The organism is Gardnerella sp. DNF01204 (assembly GCF_049244145.1).
GTDB classification, from domain to species: Bacteria; Actinomycetota; Actinomycetes; order Actinomycetales; family Bifidobacteriaceae; genus Bifidobacterium; species Bifidobacterium vaginale.
Window position 1 is genome coordinate 514,832 of sequence record NZ_CP058379.1, and the last position, 23,977, is coordinate 538,808.

The following is a 23,977-nucleotide window of genomic DNA, read 5'->3' on the forward strand; positions in this document are numbered from 1 at the left end:
AAAAACTAAATATAAGAGATAATATAGTCATTGCGTTTTGCTCTAAAAACATGTTGAAAAATATAAGACTTGAATACTGATTGGACTGTAGATATGGATAGACAACAAGAGTTCGCTTTGCGTACGGTTGAAGAGCGTGATGTCCGTTTTATTAGACTATGGTTCACGGATGTTCTTGGAACTCTTAAATCGGTTGCTATTGCTCCAGCAGAGCTTGAAGCTGCGTTTGAAGAGGGTATTGGCTTTGATGGGTCTGCGATTGAAGGCATGACTCGCGTTTTAGAAGACGACATGATTGTTAAGCCAGATCCTTCGACTTTCCAACTTTTGCCATGGCATGGCGGCCCAGAGGGTACGGCACGCATGTTTTGCGACGTTCTAACGCCAGACGGGGAGCCGTCTCTTGGAGACCCTCGTCATGTTCTTAAGACTGCGCTCGCAAAAGCTAAAGAAAAAGGCTTTACTTTTTACGTTCATCCAGAAATTGAGTTTTACTTATTTGAAACGCAAGACGATTGGTCTAAAGCACCTGTTCCTATTGATGAAGGTGGGTATTTCGACCACGTTCCAAGAAGTTCGGCAATGGACTTTCGTCGTAGTGCTGTGAGCATGCTTGAACAGATGGGTATTTCTGTTGAGTATTCTCACCACGAAGGCGGTCCTGGTCAAAACGAGATTGACTTAAGATATGCAGACGCTCTTACTACTGCAGATAACATTATGACTTTCCGCACTGTTGTTAAGGAGATTTCTCTTGAGCGCGGAATGTATGCGAGCTTTATGCCTAAGCCTTTAACGGATCAGCCTGGTTCTGGTATGCACACGCATTTAAGCTTGTTTGAAGGAGACTCCAACGCTTTCTACGAGGCTGGGCAAGAGTTTAATATGTCGCTTATTGCGCGCCAATTTGCGGCTGGTATTTTGCATCATGCTGCGGAAATTTGCGCTGTTACCGATCAGTATGTGAACTCTTATAAGCGCTTGTGGGGTGGAGCTGAGGCTCCTAGCTATGTTTGCTGGGGTCATAGTAACCGTTCTGCGCTTTTGCGTGTGCCTCAATATAAGCCAGGCAAAGGTAATTCTTGCCGTATGGAGTTTCGCGCGCTCGACCCTGTGGCGAATCCGTATCTTGCATACTCTGTTTTGTTGGCTGCTGGCTTAGATGGTATTGAAAAGCAGATGATTTTATGTGAGCCTACGAGCGACGACGTTTGGGAGCTTACGGATGCTGAGCGTCAGGCTATGGGCATTCAGCCACTTCCTGAGTCTTTGGATGAGGCTTTGAAGATTATGGAGAAGTCTGATTTTGTGGCTAGCGTACTTGGTGAGCATGCTTTTGAGTATTTCTTGCGTAATAAGCATCAGGAATGGGAAGAGTATCGTCGTCAGGTCACTCCTTTTGAATTGCAGAAGTATTTGCCTAGACTTTAGTTTTCTTTTGCATTGCTTTCGCGCGTGTCAAATCTAAATTTTTGAATATTTTTGAATATTTTTCAAATGTTATTATTTGTGATTGTTGACACGCGTTTTAATTTTTTGTATTCATATGTTTAGTTTGTGGCTGAGCTCACAGCTATAATCTAAACATATGTTTATATATATTAACGTTTGTTGAAAATTATAACATTTTATAACAAAATTCGTGAATATTAACAATTAAAGCAACATTATGTCTTCTTGCTTCTATTTAAATATGCCATTGCTTTTCGAGATTATAATAATAAAATTTTTAAATTGGTGATACTTAAATATCAAGTTAGATATTCAATTACACCCATGATTTACAACGACTGTAAGCCATGCCTAAATATAAGAAGGAAGGTAACTCAAGTGAAGAAGCTGATTCTTGATCTTGATACTGGTGTTGACGATACTCTCGCTATATCTTATGCTCTTGGAAGCCCTGAAATGGAGCTTATTGGCATAACTGGCACATACGGTAATGTTTTAATGGAGCAAGGTGTTCGTAACGCGCTTGCAATCACAGATTTACTTGGGCATCCAGAAGTAAAAGTTTATAAAGGTCTTTCACACGCAAGCACAAAAGATTCGTTTGAAGTGCTTCCAATATCTGCTTTTATTCATGGTGACAATGGAATTGGCGATGTTGAAATTCCAGATTCTCCTCGCAAAGCAGAAGATGAATCCGCTGTTGATTTCATTATTGATTCCGTAAAGAAATATGGCAAGGACTTAGTGTATGTTCCAACCGGTCCAATGACCAATATTGCTGCTGCATTGAAGAAAGCTCCAGAAATCAAAGACGAAATCGGAAAGATTGTTTTGATGGGTGGAGCGCTCACCATTCATGGAAACGTAAACGCTTGGACTGAGGCGAATATTTCCCAAGATCCAGATGCTGCAGATATTTTATTCCGTTCTGGTGCTCCAGTGACAATGATTGGTTTGGATGTTACCTTACAGACTCTGCTTACTTACAAGGAGACAAAGCAATGGCGTGATCTTAACACCAAGGCTGGCAAGTTCCTTGCAGATATGACTGATTTTTACATCAAAGCTTATGAAACCACTGCTCCGCACCTTGGTGGATGTGGTTTGCATGATCCTTTGGCTGTTGCTGTTGCAGTTGATCCAACGCTTGTTACAACGCTTCCAATTAACATGCAGGTTGATGTGGAAGGTCCAACTCGCGGTCGTACCATCGGTGATGTTACGCGCTTGAATGACCCTGTTAAGACAATGCAAGTTGCTGTTGGCGTAGACGTTCCACGATTCTTGAACGAGTTTATGACGCGTATTTCTGGCTTGGCAAAAATCGCTGGCTGAGTGTGGATTTTACGTGTTTTAATTCCGTTTTAGCTCCGCTTTTTGTTGTTCGACACGCCGCAAATCGCAACATTTTCCGCAATATGCGACGTGTCTTATTTGCCAATGTAAAAACTAAAAATATTTATTGATCGGATTATTATGACTGAAATTGCAAAATCTACTGCGGTAGATCCATACGAGGATCCAAAAACCCGCGACAAAGTGGCGATTTACTCGCTGATTTTGTTGCTTATAACCTTTATTCTTGGAACATTATGTTTGCAGGGATTTAATCTTGTATTCGACCAGATTGGCAAGGCTGTTGGTGCCCCTGATCAAGCTTCGCTTATTACAAGCTTGCCAATTATTGTTCTAGGTATCGTGTGCTTTATATACGGTTCTCTAGGTGACTTTGTTTCTCTTCGCAGACTTATAACAATCGGTCTTGTAACACTGTTTGTTGGTTCCTTGTTTGGTTTTATTGCAAACTTCTTCTTTACTCCAAATTTGTGGACTGTTATTATTGCTCGCATTATGCAAACTGCTGGTGAACAGGTAGCAGGTTCTTCCTTCCTTGTTATTGCAACTAAGTATTTGCGCAATGATTTGAAAGTTATTTTCTTTGGACTCTTTACTGCCGCATATCAGCTTTCTGCTTCTATCGGTGTATTTGCTGCTGGTGCTCTTAGCTCTATTGCTTGGCAATATTTGTTCCTTATTCCTGCGATTACCATTCTGTTCTTGCCAGTACTCGTTAAATGCTTACCAACTAAGAATGGTATTGGTGGAAAGATTGATAAACTCGGCTTTACTATATTCGGTATTGCTGTGACATTGTTGACTTTGTTCTTCTCTTACAAAGTTTGGGGATTGTTACTTGGATCCATCGTGCTGTTTGTTATGTTCGCTGGATACATTATGAAGGCAAAGAACCCGTTTGTGACTCCTGCATTCTTTAAGAATAAGCGTTGGCTTTCGGGCATTGTTTTGATATTCATCTTCTACTTTACTAACTATTGCATGCCTCCAATTTACAATGTAATTGGCGGTGCTTTATACAAGATGGATACTTCTCAGGTTTCTTCTTACCTTGTATGGGCATTCGTCGTAGCAGCAGTGTTTGGCACTTGCTCTGGAACAATCATCGGTTTCATTGGACGTAAAGCTGGTATTATTACAGCTGCTGTTCTTATGATTCTTGGATGGGTTGGTGCTGCTGTATTCATCAATTCTGGGTTCCTTACATTAACACTGTGCGCATGCGTTTACTACGCTGGGTGCGGACTTATGTATTCGCCAATCGTTTCTACTGTTCTTAGCGCATTGCCTGTTGAAGAGTCTGGTCGTGGCTGCGGTATGAACGATTTGGTTATGAACGTTACAGCTTCTATTGGTATTTCTATTTTCAGCGGATTCTTTGCTGGAAATCTGTTCAAAGGATTCTCCTTTGCGAATATTCAAGGATTAGCTGCAGGATACTCAAACTTGCTTATGATGGGCGCTATTGTAGCCTTCATAGGTTTGGTGGTTTACATAGTTCGTAGCGTTATGGTTAAAGAGTAATTAATCTTTACCCAATATATTAGTGGTCACTATCTTGCAGTCATCTTTGGCTGCGTGGATAGTGGCCACTTTTTGTAGTCTTATGTCGCGCATTTTTACACTAACATAGTTTTTACGCTAACATAGTTTTTTCATACGCTGAATACTGATCGGGTATGCTGTTCCAAGTTCTTGTGCCCAAAGAGAAACGTAGAATTCTTCGCACATCCACTTTAGTTTTTGAGCTTTTTCTTGAGCCTCATCTCTATTAGGTCCAGCAGGCAAGCTTTCTGCTCTATTTTGAGCTTCTAGCACAAGCTTATGAGCTTCATCTGCTTGCCAAGCCCATCGTACATCTCTATCCTTATTTGTTTTAGCTTTATCAAGTCTAATTAAATCAGCATGCAAGTAGCGTTCTATTGAACTAAGTGCGCTAGAATCTGCTTTTGCAATAAATCCAGGAAAAACAAGTGAGGCTGCGTGTTCTCTAATCGATTGAAGAACACTAAGCATTGGCAAGTCGGCTTTGCCGCCAACAGCAGTGCTAACTTTAGCAAAACGCTTCAAAATAGCAATCACATCGTGCGCAATACCATAAACTGTGTCTTCGTATACTTCGGCAATATTTCCAACAGCTTCCTTAAGCTCAACATCGTTAGTAATTTTTTGCGTATTTGGTATAAGTCGCTTAATAGCTGCCATTTGCAAATCTTGGGCCAAATCTTTAGAAGACTTATAAGGTGCAGAAGCAAGTATCAGAGCCTCACTTCCGAGCCATCTAGATGTAATACGTTTATCATCTAAAATAAGCATATTGAGCGCGCCCTGCCAAACCATTTGAGATCTAGAAAGATTAGTTGCACCAGACTTGTGTAACAAATCTGCTCTCTCAACAACATTTCCAGCTTGTGCAGCTTTAATCGCTTTGCTATTAACAACATTTAATGCACACTCTTGAGCTGATTTTGCAAAGCGATGCTGAAGACTTATCAGCGATTTATCTGTTCCTAAAACAGTAGGCTTAATGCGCTTTTTGCTTTGATTATGGGAATTGTTTGATTTATTTTGATTAGCTTTCTTTTGCTCAACGCTAAAAGTTATGCGCAAATAAGGAGATAGCCGTTGCAACTGTTCATCGCTTAAAACTTCTGGGTGGATTTGTGCTCCAACAACACTAATCGCAGCTTTAGTAAAGACTTCGCTAAAATCTTGCCAAATAAAATCTTCTTGTGGATTTTCGTTTATTCCTGGAAGATAGTCATAATTGTCATCTATCCACTCACGGATTTTACGAGCAGTATCTGGAGCTGGAACGAATTGTACTCGCAAAGTCTTAGGAAGAGACTTAATCATGCCAATAATAAGCTCGTCTAATAAGCCTGGCACATTCCAAGTAAACTCTTGAGGTTTAAGTCGCAAAAGCGCATGAAGTGGAACGTGTACAGTTACACCATCTAAAGGATCATGCGGATCATAAATGTAGCTTAAACGCAAGTTGATTTTCTGACCGTCTGTTCCAATCGTATGCCAAGTATCTGGGTAATCTGCCAAATCAGTGTCATTTGCGTATTGCAAGCGCTCAACACAATCTGGGTTAAAATCAAGAAAATGCGGGTCTTGGAGCCTGTAATTTTTCCACCATTTAGCTAAATCTGCAATAGTCGTAGCTTCTTGAGGAAGTTTATTATCGTAAAAAGTAAACAAATCCTCGTCGTTTACAGTTTCGCTTGCCTGTCTAGTGCGATTTGTTTGATTATCGGCATCGTTTAAAATGTTAATATTTGAGGAGATAAAATCGTTGAATGGAAAACGCTGTTGAACGTTTCCTTCGACTAAGCCTTGACGAATCATTAACATTCGAGATTCGTAAGGGTTGATTTTAGACCATTGAACAGTGCGATTTTGCACAATAGGCAAGCCGTACAAAAGCACCTTCGATTGGGCGATTGCTGCACCTTTGCTTGCGCTCCAATGAGCATCTGAATATGTTACGCGAGTAAGATTCTTAGCTAAAGACTCTGCCCAAGCAGGGTCGATTTGCGCGCAATACCTTGCCCAAAGTCTAGAAGTTTCAACTAATTCCGTACACATAATCCAAGAAGGAGTTGTTTTAGAAACAGATGAAGCTGGAAAGATTGCAAACCTTGTGCTTCTAGCACCCTGATAATCGTTTTTTGCCATTTTTTGAGCGCGCTTAATAGCGCGAATTTTGGCTGTTCCGCGAAGACCTGCAAAATCCGAAGCCTTAGGCTCGCGAATAACTTGCATGCCAATCATAGAAAGCAAGCCAGAAAGCATAGAAGCGTGGATTCCTTGGTAATCCCAAGTGCAGCAAAGACTGTGAGCAGCTTGCTGATTATTTGGTAATTGGCGGATTTGCAAAGGTGCGCGTTTAAGTGGTAATGCTTCGCCAACATTATAATGAAGTTCTTTGCATAAATCTTTAAGCTGATTAACTAAATCTTTCCACTGTTTTAGGCGTAAAAAGTGGAAAAATTCCTCTTTGCAAAGTCGCCTTAGCGCGTTATTGCTTATTTCGCCATCCGCTTGGAATATGCGATCCCAAATATTCAATGCCGTTAAAAAGTCACTTAACTCGTCTGCATAACGATTGTGTAATCTATCTGCTTCATCGCGTTTATCTTCCGGACGTTCGCGCGGATCTTGCAAACTCAAAAACGCCACAATTACCAGAACAGCAGCAAGAGTATTAGGAGTGGTTTTACGCGCAGCTTCAATAATCATGCGTCCTAAACGAATGTCAATCGGTAGTTTAGAAAGCTCGCGTCCAATATGAGTTAAAGTGATGAAGCCTGATTTTCTGCTTATTGCACCAAGTTCACTAAGCTCGTTAAAGCCGTCGCTTACAGCCTTAATATCTGGAGGATCAATGAATCCAAAATTCGTTATATCTTCGCCAGTTTTAGCAACACCAACAGAGAGCATGTGTAAAACAACAGCGCCGAGTGAAGTGCGTAAAATCTCGGGGTCGGTAAAGCGCGGGCGAGTTTCGTAATCTTCCCTAGAATACAAGCGAATAGCAATGCCATCTGCAATTCGCCCACAACGACCAGAGCGCTGATCTGCACTTGCTTGAGAAATAGGTTCTATAGGAAGACGCTGAACTTTAGCAGACTTAGAATATCTAGAAATTCTAGCAAAACCAGGGTCTACAACGTAGCGAATCGAAGGCACTGTAAGAGAAGTTTCTGCAACATTAGTGGCGATTACAATGCGCTGATGTGTGTGGTGTTCAAAAACGCGATGCTGGTCTTTAGAAGAAAGACGTGCAAAAAGTGGAACAATCTCAATGGCGTCACTACGATTCATGTCGCTTGCACGCGCACCGAAATAAGAACGCAACGATGCTTCAAATTCTCGAATATCGCGCTCGCCAGAAGCAAAAACCATAATATCGCGCGCGCCTTGAGTGTGGTTTGAATGAATCACAAGTTGCGCGCATGCGCGAGTTACAGCAGAAGCAATGTCTTCGTCGCAAATATCGCCGCTTTCCGAAAGACTTTGGCTTTGCGCAACGCTTTCATCATCCATAGCAATATCGGCAAAACCTGGAACGTGCCTCATAAGTGAAGGCGCGCTTCCAAGCGGCTCGTAAAGTACGCGCACGGGGTATGTTCGCCCCGAAACCTCTATAACAGGCACCTTAATGTGCAGCGCTTGCTCAAAATGGTCTTTAAATTTTGCAGAATCTATTGTTGCAGAAGTGATAATAAGTTTTAAGTCTTTGCGCTTTGGCAAAAGAGTTGTTAAATATCCAAGCAAAAAATCAATATTTAGGCTACGCTCGTGAGCTTCATCAATGATAATAGTGTCATAGCGCGTAAGAAGTGGATCGCGTTGAATTTGAGCGAGTAGAATACCATCCGTAACTATCCGAAGCTTTGTTTTAGATGAGCTTTCGTCGTTAAAACGCACCTGATAGCCGATTTCTTCGCCAAGTTTAACACCCATTTCGCTTGCGATTCGTTCGGCAACTGTGCGCGCAGCAAGTCGTCGAGGTTGTGTGTGAACAATTTGCTTTCCGCGACCACCTCTGCCAAGTTCCAAAGCCATTTTTGGGATTTGAGTGGTTTTGCCAGAACCAGTTTGACCAGATACGATTATAACCTGCGACTCTTTAATGGCTTCAATAATCTGGTCGTGTGCAGCACAAATCGGCAGTTCACTAGGATAGTCAAAGTTCATATTCAATCCTGTTAAATTTTGCTAAATCTTATTTTCTTAAGACTTCTATAATCCTGTATCCCTTAGAGCTTGCGTATTTTTCAACGCTAAAATCTTCCCCAAGAGTTTTAGAAAGCCAAGTGATTAAGGAATCGGAGCCAAGATTTTTTTGAACAACTAAATAAGCAGCTCCACCAACTTTTAGGCGAGGAAGCCAGGTGATCAAAATATTATGCAAAACGTCTTTTCCAACGCGGATTGGAGGATTAGACCAAATAAGATCAATGTCTTTTAGCGCATCTTCTTTTAACGCATCTTCTACAAGATAAGTGTGAATGTTGTTTAATCCAGCATTCTTGGCATTAATATCAGTAAGATCTAGAGCACGTTCATTAACATCTACAGCATAAATTTGCGCATTAGGGGATTCAAAACCTAAAGCCAAACTAATAGCACCCCAGCCGCAACCGATGTCGAAAAATCGCCCATTTTCTGGAGGCTGTGGAGCGTGTTTAAGTAGAACTGCAGTGCCTAAATCAAGCTTAGAAGAGCTAAAAACTCCATTAGAAACCTGCACGCTAACCTCGTGACCGCGCAAATCAACATGCAAAGTTCGTCTTAAGTCTAAAGAGTTTGGGTTAGCGGAAAAATACTGTTCGCCGCCAGTTTTAGCTTCTTTAGTATTTTTGTTTGTTTTAGTAGCATTAATGCTGCTCGTCTTTTTAGTTTTATTAAAAGTGTTAATAGCCATTTTAGTGTTGCGTTAAAAATTATGTCTCCTAGATTCACAATAATAAAACAAACGTTGTAAATCGTGTATTAACAGGGGATTTAGCGTTAGTAGTTAAAGCAAAATAGCAAAGGGCATAGTTTTGGTAGATACTTTAGCAAACAGCAATTTGGCGAGTGGTGATAATAATATGCCTGAGCATAAAAATGAGCATAAAGACGTTCTTTCAGGACATTCCGAAGTACTACTAGATTCCACAAACACTGGATCAAGCCTAGAAAGTAACGATGAAGCTTGGCAAGAGCGAGAATCAAGAAACGCCTTAAAACGAGTTGCGGGTCTTGGAGAATTACAAGACGTAACCGAAGTAGAATACAGAAAACTAAGACTAGAGCGCGTTGTTTTAGTAGGCGTATGGTCTAGCGCTCGCGGAACTTTAAGCCAAGCAGAAGAGTCTCTTAGAGAGTTGGCGGCGCTTGCTAAAACAGCTGGTGCAGTAGTATGCGACGGCATGTTGCAGCAAAGATACAGACCAGATGCAGCAACGTATGTTGGTTCTGGAAAAGCGCGTGAACTTGCAGCGGTTGTGGCGCAAAATGATGCGGATACGATTGTGGTAGACGACGATCTTCCACCAAGCCAAAGAAGAGCTTTGGAAGATGCCACTAAAGTCAAGGTTGTAGACAGAACGGCTGTTATTCTAGACATTTTCGCTCAGCATGCAACAAGTAGGGAAGGAAAGGCACAAGTCGAGCTTGCTCAGCTTCAATACATGCTTCCGCGACTTAGAGGTTGGGGTGCTGCTCTTTCTAGGCAGGCTGGTGGTCGCGCTGCAGGAGATGCAGGAATAGGCTCTAGAGGCCCTGGAGAAACAAAAATCGAAATGGATAGGCGCGCAATTAGGAATCGAATTTCAAAATTGCGTCACGACATTGCACTAATGGCACCAACTCGCGAGACAAAGCGCGGATCTAGGCGTCGTCAAGATATTCCAACTGTTGCAGTAGTAGGGTATACAAATGCTGGAAAATCTTCGATTATAAACAGACTTACAGGATCTAAAGAACTTGTAGAAAACGCGCTTTTTGCAACTTTGGATACTGCTGTTCGAAAATCTTTAACTAAAGATGGTCGCGCTTATACACTTGTAGACACTGTTGGCTTCGTTAGAAGGCTGCCTACTCAGCTAGTAGAAGCGTTTAAATCAACTTTGGAAGAAGTTGGTAATGCAGATGTAATTTTGCACGTAGTTGACGGTTCTCACCCAGACCCTGTTTCTCAAATTGAGGCAGTTAACGAGGTTTTAGCTCAAATTGACGGTGTGGAAGATATAGCGCAAATTATTGCTTTTAATAAGTCGGATGTTATGCAAGAACCAATGCGTTTACGCTTGCAATCGTTGTATCCTGATTCTTTAATTGTGTCTGCTGCAAGTGGAACAAATATTGACCGTTTAAGAACGCGTATAGAAAATTTGTTACCTTCACCACATGTTCATGTTAAAGTTACATTGCCTTATAGCGATTATTCTGGGTCTTTGCTATCTAGAGTTAGGGAAAACGGTATTGTAAAATCCGCGGAATATAAGGATTCTGGTGTAGAATTAGATGCTTTTGTTGGCGATTCTTTGGCTGCAAAACTTATGCAAATTGCACTTTAAACAAAATTCCGGTGGTGTGATTAAAGTAAAAACTGTTTATACACATATAGCTCTTAATGTGAGAGCAGCCCTTGTATTTTTCTATTTATAAGTTATAAGGGTCGACTCGGTTTGTGGAAAAGGGGTTTTTCTAATGGTGAGTTCTCAGGTTAAGCCAACTAAGCTTGCGATTATTGGTGCTGGTGCAGTAGGTTCCACGCTTGCGTTTGCTGCAGCTCAGCGCGGTGTTGCTCGTGAAATTGTGCTTGAGGATATCGCTAAGGAACGTGTTGAGGCAGAAGTGCTCGATATGCAGCATGGTTCTAGCTTCTATCCAGCCGTTTCTATTGATGGCTCAGATGACGTTGAAATCTGCCGTGACGCAGACATGGTTGTTATTACTGCTGGTGCTCGTCAAAAGCCTGGTCAGACTCGCTTGGAGCTTGCAGGTGCAACCATCAACATTATGAAGTCGATTATTCCTAATGTTGTGAAGGTCGCTCCAAACGCTATCTACATGCTTATTACAAATCCTGTGGATGTTGTTACGCATGTTTCTATGAAGCTTTCTGGTCTTCCTGCTAATCAAATGTTTGGATCTGGTACAAACCTTGATTCTGCACGTTTGCGCTTCCTTATTGCGCAGCAAACTGGTGTGAATGTTAAGAATGTTCACGCTTATATTGCTGGCGAGCATGGCGATTCCGAAGTTCCTCTTTGGGCTTCTGCAACTATTGGTGGTGTTCCAATGTGCGAGTGGAATGCTCTTCCAGGTCATGAGCCATTGGATGAAGCTAAGCGCGAAGAGATTCATCAAGAAGTTAAGAACGCAGCTTACAAGATTATTAACGGTAAGGGCGCTACAAACTACGCTATCGCTATGTCTGGTGTTGATATTGTTGAAGCCGTTCTTCGCGATACTAACCGCATTTTGCCAGTATCTTCTCTTCTTGACGATTTCCATGGAATCTCAGACGTCTGCATGTCCGTTCCAACTTTGTTGAACCGTAATGGCGTAAACTCTCGCTTGAACACTCCAGTTTCGGATCGCGAGCTTGCTGCTTTGAAGCGTTCTGCGGAAACTCTTCGTCAGGCTGCTGCAGAGTTTGGATTCTAATTAATATTAGCTGTTCATAAAACGCTAATTATTAAAATTTAAATTTTGAAAGTCGTTCCTTCAATCTTTGTTTTGGGGGAGCGACTTTTAAATTATGAACAAGATTTATAAAATTTGATTGTATAGGTTGTATAAATTTGCTTAAAAGGGGATTTTGAATGTTTAATCATAAAAATCTTGAGACAGATACTGTGTTAATGCACAAGTTTGAAGATTTGAGATCTCAATTTCCAATTTTAAGTCGCAAAGTACATTCAAAACCCTTGATTTACTTAGATTCTGCAGCTACTGCTCAAAAGCCGCAGGTTGTAATCGATGCAGAGAGCGAATTTTATAAGACTATTAATGCTGGCGTGCATAGGGGGGCGCACGAGTTGGCGGCGCTTTCGACAGTTGCCTTTGAAGAAGCGCGTGCAAAAGTTGCAAAACTCGTTGGTGCTTGTAGTGAAGAAGGAAACGAAGAGATTATTGTTACGCCTGGTGCTACGGGCGCTCTAAATCTTCTTGCCACTTCTATTGGGAACGCTACGATTAACGCTAGATTAAATCGCACTGGTTTTGCTGAAGATAACTTAACTTTGCGCAAGCATTTTGTGATTAATGAGGGAGATAATATTGTTGTTTCTCGCTCAGACCATCATTCTGTTTTGTTGCCGTTCCAAGAGCTTGCGATTCGATTGGGTGCAGAGCTTCGCTGGATCGATGTAAGTGAAGATGGTCGCGTGCGTGCAGACGCGGATTATTTGAGCACGATTGTTGACGAGCGCACGAAAATCGTTGCAGTTACGCATATTAGCAATGTTACTGGCGCTATTACGGACGTTTCGCCGATTTGCAAGCGTGCGCATGAGGTTGGTGCAATTTTTGTTCTTGACGCGTGCCAGTCTGTTCCGCATATTCCAGTTGATTTTCACGCGCTAGATGTTGATTTTGCAGCATTTAGCGCGCATAAAATGTACGGCCCTACGGGTGTTGGGTTCTTGTATGGACGCCGCAATCTTTTGAACGCTCTTCCGCCATCCAATTTTGGTGGATCTATGGTGGAGCTTGCGTGGCTTAACAAGCCAGCGCAATATATGGATGCGCCTTACCGTTTTGAGGCGGGAACTCAGCCAGTTGCGCAAATGGTTGCTGCAGGAGTGGCTGCGGATTGGCTTCGCGAGTTGGGCATGAACCGAGTTGCAGAGCATGAGCAGGAACTTGCTGCAGAATTGTTGAAATTGCAGGATGTTCCAGGCGTTCGCGTGCTTGGGCCGCTTGATTTAAACAACCGCATTGCAACGGTTTCTTTTGAAGTTGAAGGCGTGCATCCGCACGATGTTGGCCAGTTTTTGGATGCGCAAGGAATTGCGATTCGCGTTGGACATCATTGTGCTCAGCCTATTCATCGCCATTTTGGCGTGTACGCTTCGAATCGCGCGTCTGTTGGAGTTTATAACACAATCGAAGAAGTCCGCGCGCTTGTGGAAGCTGTTTCCCATGTTCGCGCATACTTTGGTGCATAGTATTGTCAAATAAAATTCAAATAGAATTCAAATAAAATACTGTTTAATAACAAATAAGGAGAGCATATGTTTGATATGAGTGTTGACGACGGTAGCGGCTTAGAAAGCATGTATCAAGAAGTGATTTTAGATGCTGCTAGAAATCCGCACGGAAAAACACATTTTTCAAACACAGAAAGTCTTTCTAAAGCAGAAGAGCAGGAAGAGAAAGTTGAGGAGGCTTCGGATAAGTCGCCAGCAACCAATGAGTTAAAAAACAATTCTAATATAACAATTACAAATCATCATGAAAATTGTGCTGTAGAAGCTAATAAAAATTACGCATTAGGAAAATCTCATCAATTTAACCCAACTTGTGGAGATGAGGTTACGATGCATGTGGAACTCGCTAAGAACGTTGACAATTCAAGCAATGCGCTTGTTAAAAGTATTAAGTGGGATGGTCATGGTTGCTCAATTTCGCAAGCGAGTCTTTCGATTATGGTTGATTTGGTTGAGGGAAAAACTGTTGCGGATGCCTTGCGATTAGCCGCGCTTTTCCACAAGCTTATGGAATCTAGGGGAGTGGGATTAAAAAGCGAGCAAGACGAAGATGAGTTGGAAGATGCAATGGTTTTTCAAGGCGTTTCTAAATATCCAATGCGAATAAAGTGCGCATTGCTTGCATGGGAAGGCTTAAAAGACGGTATTGCAAAGGCTATTGAGGCTTTATAAAATCGTATGTGGCTTTATAAAATCGCAGTGTAACACTAAAAATAAGGAATATTATGGCAGAAAATCAAGCTCAATCTCAGATCAACGTAAATAGCATCGGTCGCGTAACTGAGGAAGATATTCAAGATGCTTTGCATGATGTTGTAGACCCAGAGCTTGGAATTGACGTAGTTGATTTAGGATTAGTTTACGGGATTGAGATTGATGAGCTTGGACGCGCGATTATTACGATGACGCTTACAACGCCTGCTTGTCCTCTTACAGATTTGATTGAAGACGAATGCGCGAGTGCGCTTGTTGGATTAGTTGATGAATTTCGTATTGATTGGACTTGGAAACCGCGTTGGAGCGTTGAAAATATTACGGAAGATGGGCGCGCGCAGCTTGAGGCGCTTGGCTATAATTTGAACAATTTGCCTGCGAGCTTTGGTGCTGGAATTGGTGCTGGTGCTGGAATGTCATCCTATGCCGGCGGAATTTCGCCAACTGAATAATTTAGGATTTGTAATGATTTGCACAGAAGATTTTTCGCCTAATCACAATGATTGCAAGAATAGTTGTGATTATTGCGATTTATGCGCGCAAAAAATTATTGAAAACGGCATAACAGATGTTGTTTTTGACTTGCATCTTCTTGTTGATTGGGATGCGCGTCGCACATTGGAATCGTATTACCCAGATTATATTGGCGAGGTGCTGTTTAGCTATGAGCCAGAATGGGGTTTTGAGTTTCACGAGGCTTTGCGTGAATCAGGATGGAGCATTGAGTGTGCGCTTGAATCGTTTAGTGAGCATCATGGTCCTGCCGTAACTTGGCTTTATCGCTTGTATTTTGAGAATTTTTTACACGGATTTTTAGGGGAGCGAGAGCGTTTTGCGGCTGTTGCTCGCGATTTAATTGCAAAAGATGTGCGCGTTTGGGCGTTTGGAAATGCTTCACAAGAGTGGGTTGATTGCGCGCGCACAACTTGCCCAATACTTGGCGAGATAAATGGCGTTAGCGCATCTTATGAATATCATTTGCGCAAGCCGAATATTATGATTTATCGAGATTTTTTGAGCAAAAATGGTTTGAGCGCATCTTCTACTGTTTTTGTTGAATCTGATTTGCGTAGTTTAAAAACTGCACAAAGAATTGAGTGTGCATTTGCAAAACTATTCACACTGTAATAAAACTATTCACGCTATAGTTGACTCAACATTTGTCGGCTGCTTCAAGTGAATCGTAGCCATACATGCGCACAGTATTTGTAATAATCATTTGCGTTAGATTTAGATTTTTCGCTGTTAAATCTTCTATAAAAGACTTATATTTAGCAAAAGTTTCGGCGGAATACGTGCTTAATTCTCCTCGTAAATACGTTTCAAAAGATGTATTTTCTTCTGTATCTTCACTTGTTTTTAGAACGCGCATCGCAAGACCTAAATGAGGGTATCGATCGCGAAAATCATCCGCCCATTTAACTTGCGTTAAAATAATCTTCTCTTGCTCGCTTTTTCTAGGCTCTAAAATCGGCTTAATATAAGGCTTAATTGTGCGCTCAAAAATTTCTGGAGCAGTAGACTCCATCATTCTTGCATATTTTTCTGTTATCAAATTTCTGCCATTGCTGTCAGCGCGCTCAAGATCTTTTTTATAAGACTCTTGCAAATCCAGAGGCCAAGTTAAAAATTGACTCATGCGCATAATGCGGAATGTTTGCCAATCTTCCTGGCAATTCGCGCGCCCGCCTTCGTTTTGCGTAAGCTGGAATTGCTGCCATTCTAGTTTTGTAATTTCTTCTGCAAGATTTTGCGTTTTTGGATTTGATAATGAATCGCACATCATAAGCTCCTTAAGCACGTTGCGCGCGAATTAATATGTGCTTCAACATACGGGCGTTGCCATTCTAAAAACGTTTCATTGCAATCGCTCAAACCTTGATATTTAAGCTCTTGCACTACTTCGTTGCACACGTTTTGAATAATCTCGTTTATTTTAGATTCAGCTTCGCTGCTGCCTTTTGTGCCTTCGCCAAATCCGATTCCACCAAAGCATGCTGCGGAGCTTAGTCGCATAAGCGATTCAAGTTGATTTGCTACGCCAGAAAGCCTAGACGCCATGCGATTGCTTAGCTTGCGAAGTGCTGCAAATTGCCACTTATAATATGGCAAATATCCTGCACTTATTGGGTTATTTAGCAAAAATACGATTGAAGCGGTTGCGCGCACAAACTCGTTTATAGAAAGCCATGCTGCAGCTCCGTCTTTTCGCGCTAGCATTCGTGGAACATTGTATTGACCTGCTTGAGCCATCATGCCAAGCCTTCTAGAGATTAGCGAGATTCGCACATCGTCTGGCATGAGTTTAAAACTTTGACGCGTTTTGCTAAATTCTCCAAGTGGGTCTGCAAAAATTTGGCCGTTCGTAGCTGCAGCAAGTGTTGGCTCGCTTAACGAAAGCCATAAATGCGGCTCGTTTTGACTTGGTGCAGTAGAAAATCCCGTTATGTTTTCAAAAAATTCGCTTATGCTAAATATTCCAACTCGCTTGCTTCCTTCGCATGATTTAGCGCGTGGAGTTTCTTCGCGAGAGCCAAAACCAGCGTATTCTTGCGGAAGAGAATCGTAAGCTGCTTGCAAATCATCGCCAATTTTCGCATAGTCTTCATCTGTAAGCCATAAGCAGAATCCTGGGCCAAAATCGTGATCGCGCGAAATCTCGTCGTCAAATCCGTAGCATTCCGATCCGTGACCTACTAATCCTGCAGCTATGCGGTTTTTATAGTCTTTAAATTGTTCAAGTTCAAGCAGTGGTTTTCCGTAAGTTTGCCAATATGATTTTGCAAGTTGCATGCCGTTTTTGATTTTTGGATTATATTCTGTTTTTACAGTTTTGATTGATTTTATGGTTTTATTTGATTGTATAGTTTTATTTGACTCTGGCTTTGGCTCATCGCTTGCTTGCGACTTTTCCGAATTGCATTGAATTGTATTTGCCGCGCTTTTCGCCGTAAATTTTTCTTCTGCATCCTGTGCTTGCTGCAGATTCTCCAACGTTATAGCGTATGACTCGCTATCTTTTCCGTAACATTGTGCTATTAAATCTAGAGCTTCGCTGTATGCTTTTACAGCGTCGGAATACTCTTTTCGTGCGTATTGAACTTGAGCATATCCAGCTAAAGCAGATGTGTAATGTGGTTGATTTTGGTTATTTCCTGCAATGTACATGCGAATACTAGTTGAAGCGTGTTCAAAAGCAGAGTTAAGGATAGTGGATTTGCTGTTTGTGCTTTCGCTAGGCTGCGAACACTCTTGCAAAATCGCAAGCGCAAGATTTGTGTGAGTTGCTGCTATATCTATGTCTGTTGAAGGATCGATACTCGATTTTTGCAATATTTCAAGCGCAATATTAAGTTCATTAATTGCTTCGCTCGTGTTGCCTGTTTCGCTGTAAAGCATTGAAAGATTGTTGTGCAGAGCTGCGAGCTTTCTATCGTTTGGTTTTAGTGTTTTCGATGATTCTTTAATAGCTTGAGAATATATTTCTGCTGCGCGCTCATAGCTGCCCGCGGCTCGTAGGCTAGTAGCAGCGTTTATAAGCGTGGTTGTGCCAGCTTCGCTGCCTGCTAAATCCATCTTTTTTGACAAATCTAGCGCATTATCAATTATTGTCTTGTTTTTTGCGTGTTCTCCTCTAGACCTATAAAATCCCATCAACTCGTTTAACACAGATAGTTGCAATGCTTGAGCGTTTGCTTCTGCGTGGTTTGTTGCTTCTTGGTTTGCTTTTGCTTGCGATTGGTTGAGCGCATTTAGCAGGTATTTTTCGATTTCTTGCGCGCTTGTGTGGCTTGCAAACATATTGTCTAATTCTTTATAAAATTGCGAAACGCTTAACATTTAAGCCACCTTGCTTCTTGCGATTAAATTCCGTTTTGCTCACTACTCAATCATAGCGAATTATTTGTTTATACGAGTGTTGTAATATGCGCGATTGTGCAAAAAATCAAAAGTCGGGCTGGTGGGATTTGAACCCGCGGCCTCTTCGTCCCGAACGAAGCGCGCTACCAAACTGCGCTACAGCCCGATGTCGATTGTGCGAACTCAATAGAGATTGCACATCGTGAATCCATCTTATGAATACATGACGCAGCTACATGTTGTAATTGCGCATGCAACACTCCGACAACGTGGTTATAATAGCGTGAACTTGCTACAAATTAACAGTGTGTGTCGTTGTCAAATAAATTCTTTTAAAATTTTATTAAAAATTCACTTGTATTCTTTTGCAGCTGCATGGTCTCCGCAATATTTGCAAAATGATGTAACTTTTCGTAAATAATTTTGTATATCTTAATAAAATAATAAAAAGTTTTACTGTAAATGTATTTTTCTTTCGAAAACAGAAAAATATAAATATTTCTATAAAAATGTATATTTGTTGCAAAAATGATTAGCGCAATCGATCTAGTAACACAATAAAATGCATTTGCGACTCGCTTACCTGTATTCCCTAGTAGCTACAATTGGCGTTTATGACTGACACGAATACTGCAATGTCTGCCGCACAAAACGCCGCAGAAAATGACGTAACAGATAACGCCAATGAAATTGACACCGTTGAGCATGCTGAGATGCTGCTCGCTCAAGATGAGGCTATTGCTAAGCGCGTAAATGATGGTGCTACTCTTGACGAAGCAATTGATCCAAGCAATAAAGAGTTTGGTCCGCTTGCGCACCCAGAGCAGGTGCAGATGCGTGTTGCTAAGCGTGCGATGATGCTTAAGGAGGGTGTGCAGCCATACCCAGTGCATCTTAATGTTACGGATACTATCGAAAAGGTTCGTGCTGATTTTGATGGCAAGCTTGAAGCTGGCGAAGAAACTGATACCGAGGTTGGTATTGCAGGTCGCGTGCTTTTCTTGCGTAATGCTGGTGGCTTGTGCTTCGTTAAGCTTGCTGCTGGTGACGGCACTACGATTCAGGCGATGGTTTCCAAGAAGGAAATTGGCGAAGAATCTATTAAGAGCTTCAAGCAGATGGTTGATTTGGGCGACCATTTGTATGTTCGCGGTCGCGTTATTTCTTCTAAAACTGGCGAGCTTTCCGTATTCGCAACTGAGTGGGCAATTGCAGCTAAGGCTTTGCAGCCACTTCCGGCTTTGCATAAGGAATTAAGCGACGATACTCGTACGCGCAAGCCTTATATTGGCATGATTGCGGACGAGAAGATTCGCGATATGGTTCGCAGGCGTTCGCATGCCGTGGCTTCTCTTCGCCGCACTTTCGACAGCCACGACTTCTTGGAAGTCGAAACACCAATGTTGCAAACGGTTCACGGCGGTGCTGCTGCTCGTCCGTTCACAACTCACATGAATGCTTTCGACATTGATCTTTATTTGCGTATTGCGCCAGAGCTTTTCTTGAAGCGCTGCTTGGTTGGTGGCATTGACCGCGTGTTTGAAATCAACCGTGATTTTAGAAACGAAGGCGTAGACGCAACTCACGCTCCAGAGTTTACAATGCTCGAAGCTTACCAAGCTTATGGCACTTACGATACGATTGGAGCTCTTACTAAAGAGCTGATTCAAAAGGCTGCTGTCGACGCTTTCGGCTCCACTAAGGTGACTTTGCTTAACGGCGAAGAGTACGATTTTGGCGGCGAGTGGAAGCAGATTACCATGTACGGCTCGCTTTCTGAGGCTTTGGGCGAGGAGATTACGCCGGAAACTTCTGTTGAGCATTTGGGTGCGATTGCAGACAAGCTTGGCGTTGAGCGCGACGAAGTGGAGAATCACGGCAAGTTGGTTGAGCACTTGTGGGAGCACTTCTACGAGGATAAGCTTTATGAGCCAACGTTTGTGCGCGACTTCCCAGTGGAAACCAGCCCGCTTGTTAAGGGTCACCGTACTAAGCCAGGAATGGTTGAAAAGTGGGATTTGTATGTGCGTGGCTTTGAGCTTGCAACCGGCTACTCCGAGCTTAACGATCCTGTTGTGCAGCGCGAGCGCTTTGTTGCTCAAGCTAAGGATGCTTTGGCTGGCGATGTTGAGGCAATGGATATTGACGAGGACTTTATTGAGGCTCTCGGCGTCGGTATGCCTCCTGCTGGCGGCATGGGAATGGGTATTGATCGCTTGCTGATTGCGCTTACGGGCGCAACTATTCGCGAGACGATTACGTTCCCACTCGTTAAGCCTCTTCGCTAATTGATAGATTTTAGTAGATTGTAAAGCCGTTGGATGTCGTTTAAACATTCATCGGCTTTTCTATTAAATTTTTCGTGTTTGTTTACTTTTATGCAAGTAGTCTTACGAAACGAATAGACTGGGTAACTATGACATATAAATTAGTATTGCTCCGACATGGTCAGAGCGCATGGAATAAGACCAATCAGTTCACTGGTTGGGTTGATGTACCGCTGACTGAGCAGGGTGTTGAGGAAGCTAAGCATGGTGGCGAGCTTCTTAAAGAGAAGAACGTTCTTCCAGACATCGTGTTCACTTCTTTGCTTCGTCGCGCTATCAATACCGCGAATTACGCGCTTGATGCAGCCGACCGCCTGTGGATTCCAGTTCGTCGCAGCTGGCGTTTGAACGAGCGTCATTACGGTGCTTTGCAAGGTAAGAATAAGTCTGAGATTCGTCAGGAATATGGCGATGAGAAGTTCATGATTTGGCGTCGTTCTTACGCAACTCCACCTCCTGAGATTGATCCAAACGATGAGTATTCTCAGACGAATGATCCTCGTTACGCAGGCGATCCGGTTCCAGAAACTGAAGCTTTGGCAAACGTTGTGACTCGTGTAACTCCTTACTGGGAGTCCGATATTATTCCAGAGCTTAAGTCTGGCAAGACTGTGATGATTGCTGCTCACGGCAACAGCTTGCGCGCAATCGTTAAGATGCTTGACAACTTGAGCGAGGAAGAGATTTCCAAGGTGAATATTCCAACCGCTATTCCTCTGCTTTACGAGTTGGATGAGAACTTTAAGCCAATCAAGCCTCGTGGTGAGTATTTGGATCCAGAAGCTGCTGCTGCTGGTGCTGCCGCTGTGGCTGCTCAGGGTCAGAAGTGAGATTCTGATTAGTTTAAATTAAAAAAGTAGGTCTGCAACTAAATCTGCAGACCTACTTTTGTTTTACAAGCATACTTTTGTTTTGAATTTCTATTCAAAAACTGTATTTTTATGCCACAACTGTGTCTTTATCTGGTTCTGGTTTTTTAGTTGGGTCAAATCCTGAAACAATAAATACTACTTGTCTTGCTGCAGCAACTGAATGATCGCCTATGCGTTCCATGAATCTGCTTAGAAGCACTAAGTCAATCAACTGTTTTCTAGTGCCGTTCCAATTTTCGCCTTCTACAAGAGCAAAAATGTCTTCATGTAGCTTATCCATCTTATCGTCGCCGTGAATAATTGCATCGGCTACTTGAACATCTCGCTTTGAAAGCATGTCAGTTAGTTGCACAGAAAGAACACGAAGGAAGCTAACCATCGCCTCAACTGTTTCTTTTGCTTGGCTTGGTATTGCGGAATCAGGCCATGTGCGTCTTGTGATTTGTGCAACGTGACTTGTTAAATCTCCCATGCGCTCAAAAGTCGCAGCCAAACGCATGGTTGCTACTACTTCTCGCAAATCTGTTGCTACAGGATTTTGTCTAGCTAGCAATGTTAAGCATTGATCTATAACGCTATCTTCTAGTGAATCTAGTTGAGTGTCATTGTCTATAACTGCTTGTGCAGATTCTAAATCAGCATTTAATAAAGCATTTCCAGCATCGTTCATGGCTTTTGCAACAAGCTCTGCCATGCGTTCAATGTTTAATGCAACTGCCTTCATCTCTTCGTTGAAAATCACTCGCATGGTGCGTCCTTTCTTGCGTTCAATCGCGCTCAATTGCGTTTGGAGCATATTCGCGTTTGTTTAGATTGCCCTAATCAAGTATAGACTACTGTGCGCACGTGCGTTAAATGTATTAGTCGCTGTATTAGTTGCTTAAATGTGAGCGCGTTAGAGTATTCTTTAAGAGTATGCTTCAAGATTCGCCATATTCGCCTTTAATGGTGTTTGTTGTTTTTGCTTTGATTGCGCTTTGTGTTGCAATCGTAATTGTTATGTTTGTTGTTGATTCGCTTTTTCCAATATTTCGTAGTGTTTTTAGACCGTTTTTTAGTTCTGTTGTAAATCCTATAGCAGGTGGTTTGCGTAGGATTTTTCGTAGTAGCTTTAAGAAGATCTTAAAAATTTTAGGTAAACGTAATTTTGGTGATGATGAAGATGATGAAGATTCAGTTGATAGTAATTCAGATGATATAAGTTCAGATGCGTGTGCGATTTTATCCATGCTGTCTGCTGCGACTATTGTTATCGATGCTGATAATGATGTTTTACGAGCTAGTTCTGATAGTTATACGCTTGGTGTTGTTGTTGATGATTCTATTGTTCAATCGAGAGTTCTGGATTCTGTAAATCGTGTGCGCGAGTCTGGCGGTTTTGAGAGTTTTGATTTAGTTACTTTTACTCCTGAACAGTATATAACTATTGGTGAAGATTCTGATTTTAATAGTAATTTTTCTGGTGACAGTGCTGTGTTATTAAAATCAGCTACGGTTGCTGGCGACTTTTCCTCGAATAAAACTGATAAATCGTCTGATGCTTCTACAGTTTCTAGACCTAATTGGCTTAATGTTACTGTTGGAAGTGTTGGAGCAGGCAAGGTTGTTGTTATTTTAAATGATACGAGTGCTGCGCATCGTTTTGAGCAGACTAGAGATGATTTTATAAGTAATGTTTCTCAACAACTTATTAGCTCTACTCGAATGATTTCTAGTCTTATAGAACTTTTGCAGGATAGTAATGTTACTCTTAATCGTGTTAAGGAAGTGTCTTTAAAAGCTCAGAGGTCTTCTAAACGCTTGGAACATATGTTGGAAGATCTTCTGCTTCTTATGAGTGCTCAGAAGCCTATAGATGTGTCTAAGGCGAGTGCTGTGAACGTCTTGAGTGTGTTAAAAGATGTTCAGAATCAGGTTTCATATCTTGCTTTGAGCCGAAATGTGCGTCTTTGCGTTAAGTCTGATTCTTCGCTTAGTGTTTTAGGCAGTTTTTCACAAATCAGCGCTGCCGTGCGTAAACTTGTTGAGAATGCTATTATCTATTCTTCAGCAAATAACAGTGTGGCGATTTCAGCGTTAAAGTCTGATGACTCTCAGTTTGCAGTGATTCGTGTTGTTGATTGTGGTTCTGGTATTGCGTTGCGTGATCAGCCTCGCATTTTCGAGCGTTTTTATCGTTCGGATAACCAGAATGACGGCAGTCAGGATGGTGTTGGTTTAGGTCTTGCTATTGCTAAGCACGTGGCTCTTACTCATCACGGTAGCATTACATTGTGGAGTAGACCAGGGAAAGGTACTACGGTTAATTTTGCGATTCCGCTTTCAAGATCGGATGCAAAATAGTTCGCTTAATCGTATTAAGCGTTTTACTTTCCTAGTCTTCTATAATCCCAACGGTCAAAGTGTTCCCAGATTAAAAGCAAAATACCTATTACGAATCCGCTAAGGCAAACTATAGCAAAAAACCATAGTAGAAAGTGCAAGATTGCGAGCACAACAGTGATTATTGATGCTATAAGCCATAGAACTGTTCCAACCATAAATGCTTTGCACAGGTCTACGCGCAATGGCTTTGGTGCCTCTTTGCGCGCATCTGGGTTAATAATCGGTGCTAGCTTCATATGATTAACCATACATCTAGTGATGTCTAATATCAATTTTTGGTTATATTTTT

At 42.0% G+C, this 23,977-nt stretch carries 18 protein-coding genes and 1 tRNA gene; 12 read left to right on the plus strand and 7 right to left on the minus strand.

Going from position 1 to position 23,977, the window contains the following annotated elements; genetic code table 11:
• The first annotated feature begins 93 nt into the window (after positions 1-93).
• From glnA to HXT46_RS01930, 3 genes are all read left to right on the plus strand, one after another.
• Positions 94-1,431, plus strand: a complete 1,338-nt coding sequence (gene glnA / locus HXT46_RS01920) for a type I glutamate--ammonia ligase (RefSeq protein WP_004112411.1) — start codon at positions 94-96, stop codon at positions 1,429-1,431.
• Between the two features lie 399 nt (positions 1,432-1,830).
• A complete protein-coding gene (locus HXT46_RS01925; protein ID WP_004112414.1) occupies positions 1,831-2,787 on the plus strand; it encodes a nucleoside hydrolase in 957 nt (318 codons plus the stop codon).
• Between the two features lie 141 nt (positions 2,788-2,928).
• A complete protein-coding gene (locus HXT46_RS01930; protein ID WP_064623330.1) occupies positions 2,929-4,332 on the plus strand; it encodes an MFS transporter in 1,404 nt (467 codons plus the stop codon).
• A gap of 117 nt (positions 4,333-4,449) precedes the next feature.
• Here HXT46_RS01930 and hrpA read toward each other — a convergent pair whose 3' ends face one another.
• Complete coding sequence (gene hrpA, locus HXT46_RS01935) at positions 4,450-8,517, minus strand: ATP-dependent RNA helicase HrpA (RefSeq protein WP_101886370.1); 4,068 nt, start codon at positions 8,515-8,517, stop codon at positions 4,450-4,452.
• Between the two features lie 28 nt (positions 8,518-8,545).
• Positions 8,546-9,247 (minus strand): class I SAM-dependent methyltransferase, encoded by a 702-nt coding sequence (locus tag HXT46_RS01940; RefSeq protein WP_004116812.1) that lies wholly within the window; start codon positions 9,245-9,247, stop codon positions 8,546-8,548.
• Positions 9,248-9,416: 169 nt separating this feature from the next.
• Here HXT46_RS01940 and hflX point away from each other — a divergent pair, with 169 nt between their 5' ends.
• The 6 genes from hflX (at position 9,417) to HXT46_RS01970 (ending at position 15,371) form a co-directional block, all read left to right on the plus strand.
• Positions 9,417-10,886, plus strand: a complete 1,470-nt coding sequence (gene hflX / locus HXT46_RS01945) for a GTPase HflX (RefSeq protein WP_013399502.1) — start codon at positions 9,417-9,419, stop codon at positions 10,884-10,886.
• Between the two features lie 133 nt (positions 10,887-11,019).
• Positions 11,020-11,982, plus strand: coding sequence for an L-lactate dehydrogenase (locus HXT46_RS01950; RefSeq protein WP_004112440.1), 963 nt, complete (start codon positions 11,020-11,022; stop codon positions 11,980-11,982).
• Positions 11,983-12,140: 158 nt separating this feature from the next.
• The gene (locus HXT46_RS01955) at positions 12,141-13,487 is read left to right on the plus strand and encodes a SufS family cysteine desulfurase (RefSeq protein ID WP_421786203.1); all 1,347 of its coding nucleotides are present in this window, start codon (positions 12,141-12,143) and stop codon (positions 13,485-13,487) included.
• 66 nt (positions 13,488-13,553) lie between these two features.
• Entirely contained in the window at positions 13,554-14,201 is a 648-nt protein-coding gene (sufU, locus tag HXT46_RS01960) for a Fe-S cluster assembly sulfur transfer protein SufU (protein WP_019261425.1), read from the plus strand.
• A gap of 53 nt (positions 14,202-14,254) precedes the next feature.
• Positions 14,255-14,695 carry a metal-sulfur cluster assembly factor gene (locus HXT46_RS01965; protein ID WP_004115603.1) on the plus strand — a complete coding sequence of 147 codons (441 nt, stop codon included), beginning with the start codon at positions 14,255-14,257 and terminating at the stop codon, positions 14,693-14,695.
• Between the two features lie 13 nt (positions 14,696-14,708).
• The gene (locus HXT46_RS01970; protein WP_248902318.1) at positions 14,709-15,371 is read left to right on the plus strand and encodes an HAD family hydrolase; all 663 of its coding nucleotides are present in this window, start codon (positions 14,709-14,711) and stop codon (positions 15,369-15,371) included.
• A gap of 25 nt (positions 15,372-15,396) precedes the next feature.
• On the opposite strand, the gene HXT46_RS01975 is transcribed toward HXT46_RS01970, so the two are convergent.
• The 3 genes from HXT46_RS01975 to HXT46_RS01985 all read right to left on the minus strand — a co-directional run bounded on the left by HXT46_RS01975 (position 15,397) and on the right by HXT46_RS01985 (position 18,270).
• Positions 15,397-16,026 (minus strand): DUF4125 family protein, encoded by a 630-nt coding sequence (locus HXT46_RS01975; RefSeq protein ID WP_004115596.1) that lies wholly within the window; start codon positions 16,024-16,026, stop codon positions 15,397-15,399.
• On the minus strand, positions 16,026-18,083 hold the full coding sequence (locus tag HXT46_RS01980) for a DUF4037 domain-containing protein (protein WP_020760760.1): 2,058 nt from the start codon (positions 18,081-18,083) through the stop codon (positions 16,026-16,028). The genes HXT46_RS01975 and HXT46_RS01980 overlap by 1 nt, the downstream gene beginning before the upstream one ends.
• 113 nt (positions 18,084-18,196) lie before the next feature.
• Positions 18,197-18,270: transfer RNA gene (locus HXT46_RS01985), tRNA-Pro, on the minus strand.
• A 448-nt stretch (positions 18,271-18,718) separates the two neighbouring features.
• On the opposite strand from HXT46_RS01985, the gene lysS reads away from it, so the two are divergent.
• Entirely contained in the window at positions 18,719-20,392 is a 1,674-nt protein-coding gene (gene lysS / locus HXT46_RS01990; RefSeq protein WP_004115592.1) for a lysine--tRNA ligase, read from the plus strand.
• A gap of 128 nt (positions 20,393-20,520) precedes the next feature.
• On the plus strand, positions 20,521-21,261 hold the full coding sequence (locus HXT46_RS01995) for a phosphoglyceromutase (protein ID WP_004112459.1): 741 nt from the start codon (positions 20,521-20,523) through the stop codon (positions 21,259-21,261).
• Between the two features lie 109 nt (positions 21,262-21,370).
• On the opposite strand, the gene phoU is transcribed toward HXT46_RS01995, so the two are convergent.
• Positions 21,371-22,051, minus strand: a complete 681-nt coding sequence (gene phoU / locus HXT46_RS02000) for a phosphate signaling complex protein PhoU (RefSeq protein ID WP_009994834.1) — start codon at positions 22,049-22,051, stop codon at positions 21,371-21,373.
• A 167-nt stretch (positions 22,052-22,218) separates the two neighbouring features.
• Between phoU and HXT46_RS02005 the strand changes: the two genes are divergently transcribed.
• Entirely contained in the window at positions 22,219-23,646 is a 1,428-nt protein-coding gene (locus HXT46_RS02005) for a sensor histidine kinase (protein ID WP_065189674.1), read from the plus strand.
• A 23-nt stretch (positions 23,647-23,669) separates the two neighbouring features.
• On the opposite strand, the gene HXT46_RS02010 is transcribed toward HXT46_RS02005, so the two are convergent.
• Positions 23,670-23,936 carry a hypothetical protein gene (locus HXT46_RS02010; protein ID WP_013399512.1) on the minus strand — a complete coding sequence of 89 codons (267 nt, stop codon included), beginning with the start codon at positions 23,934-23,936 and terminating at the stop codon, positions 23,670-23,672.
• Positions 23,937-23,977 lie beyond the last annotated feature (41 nt).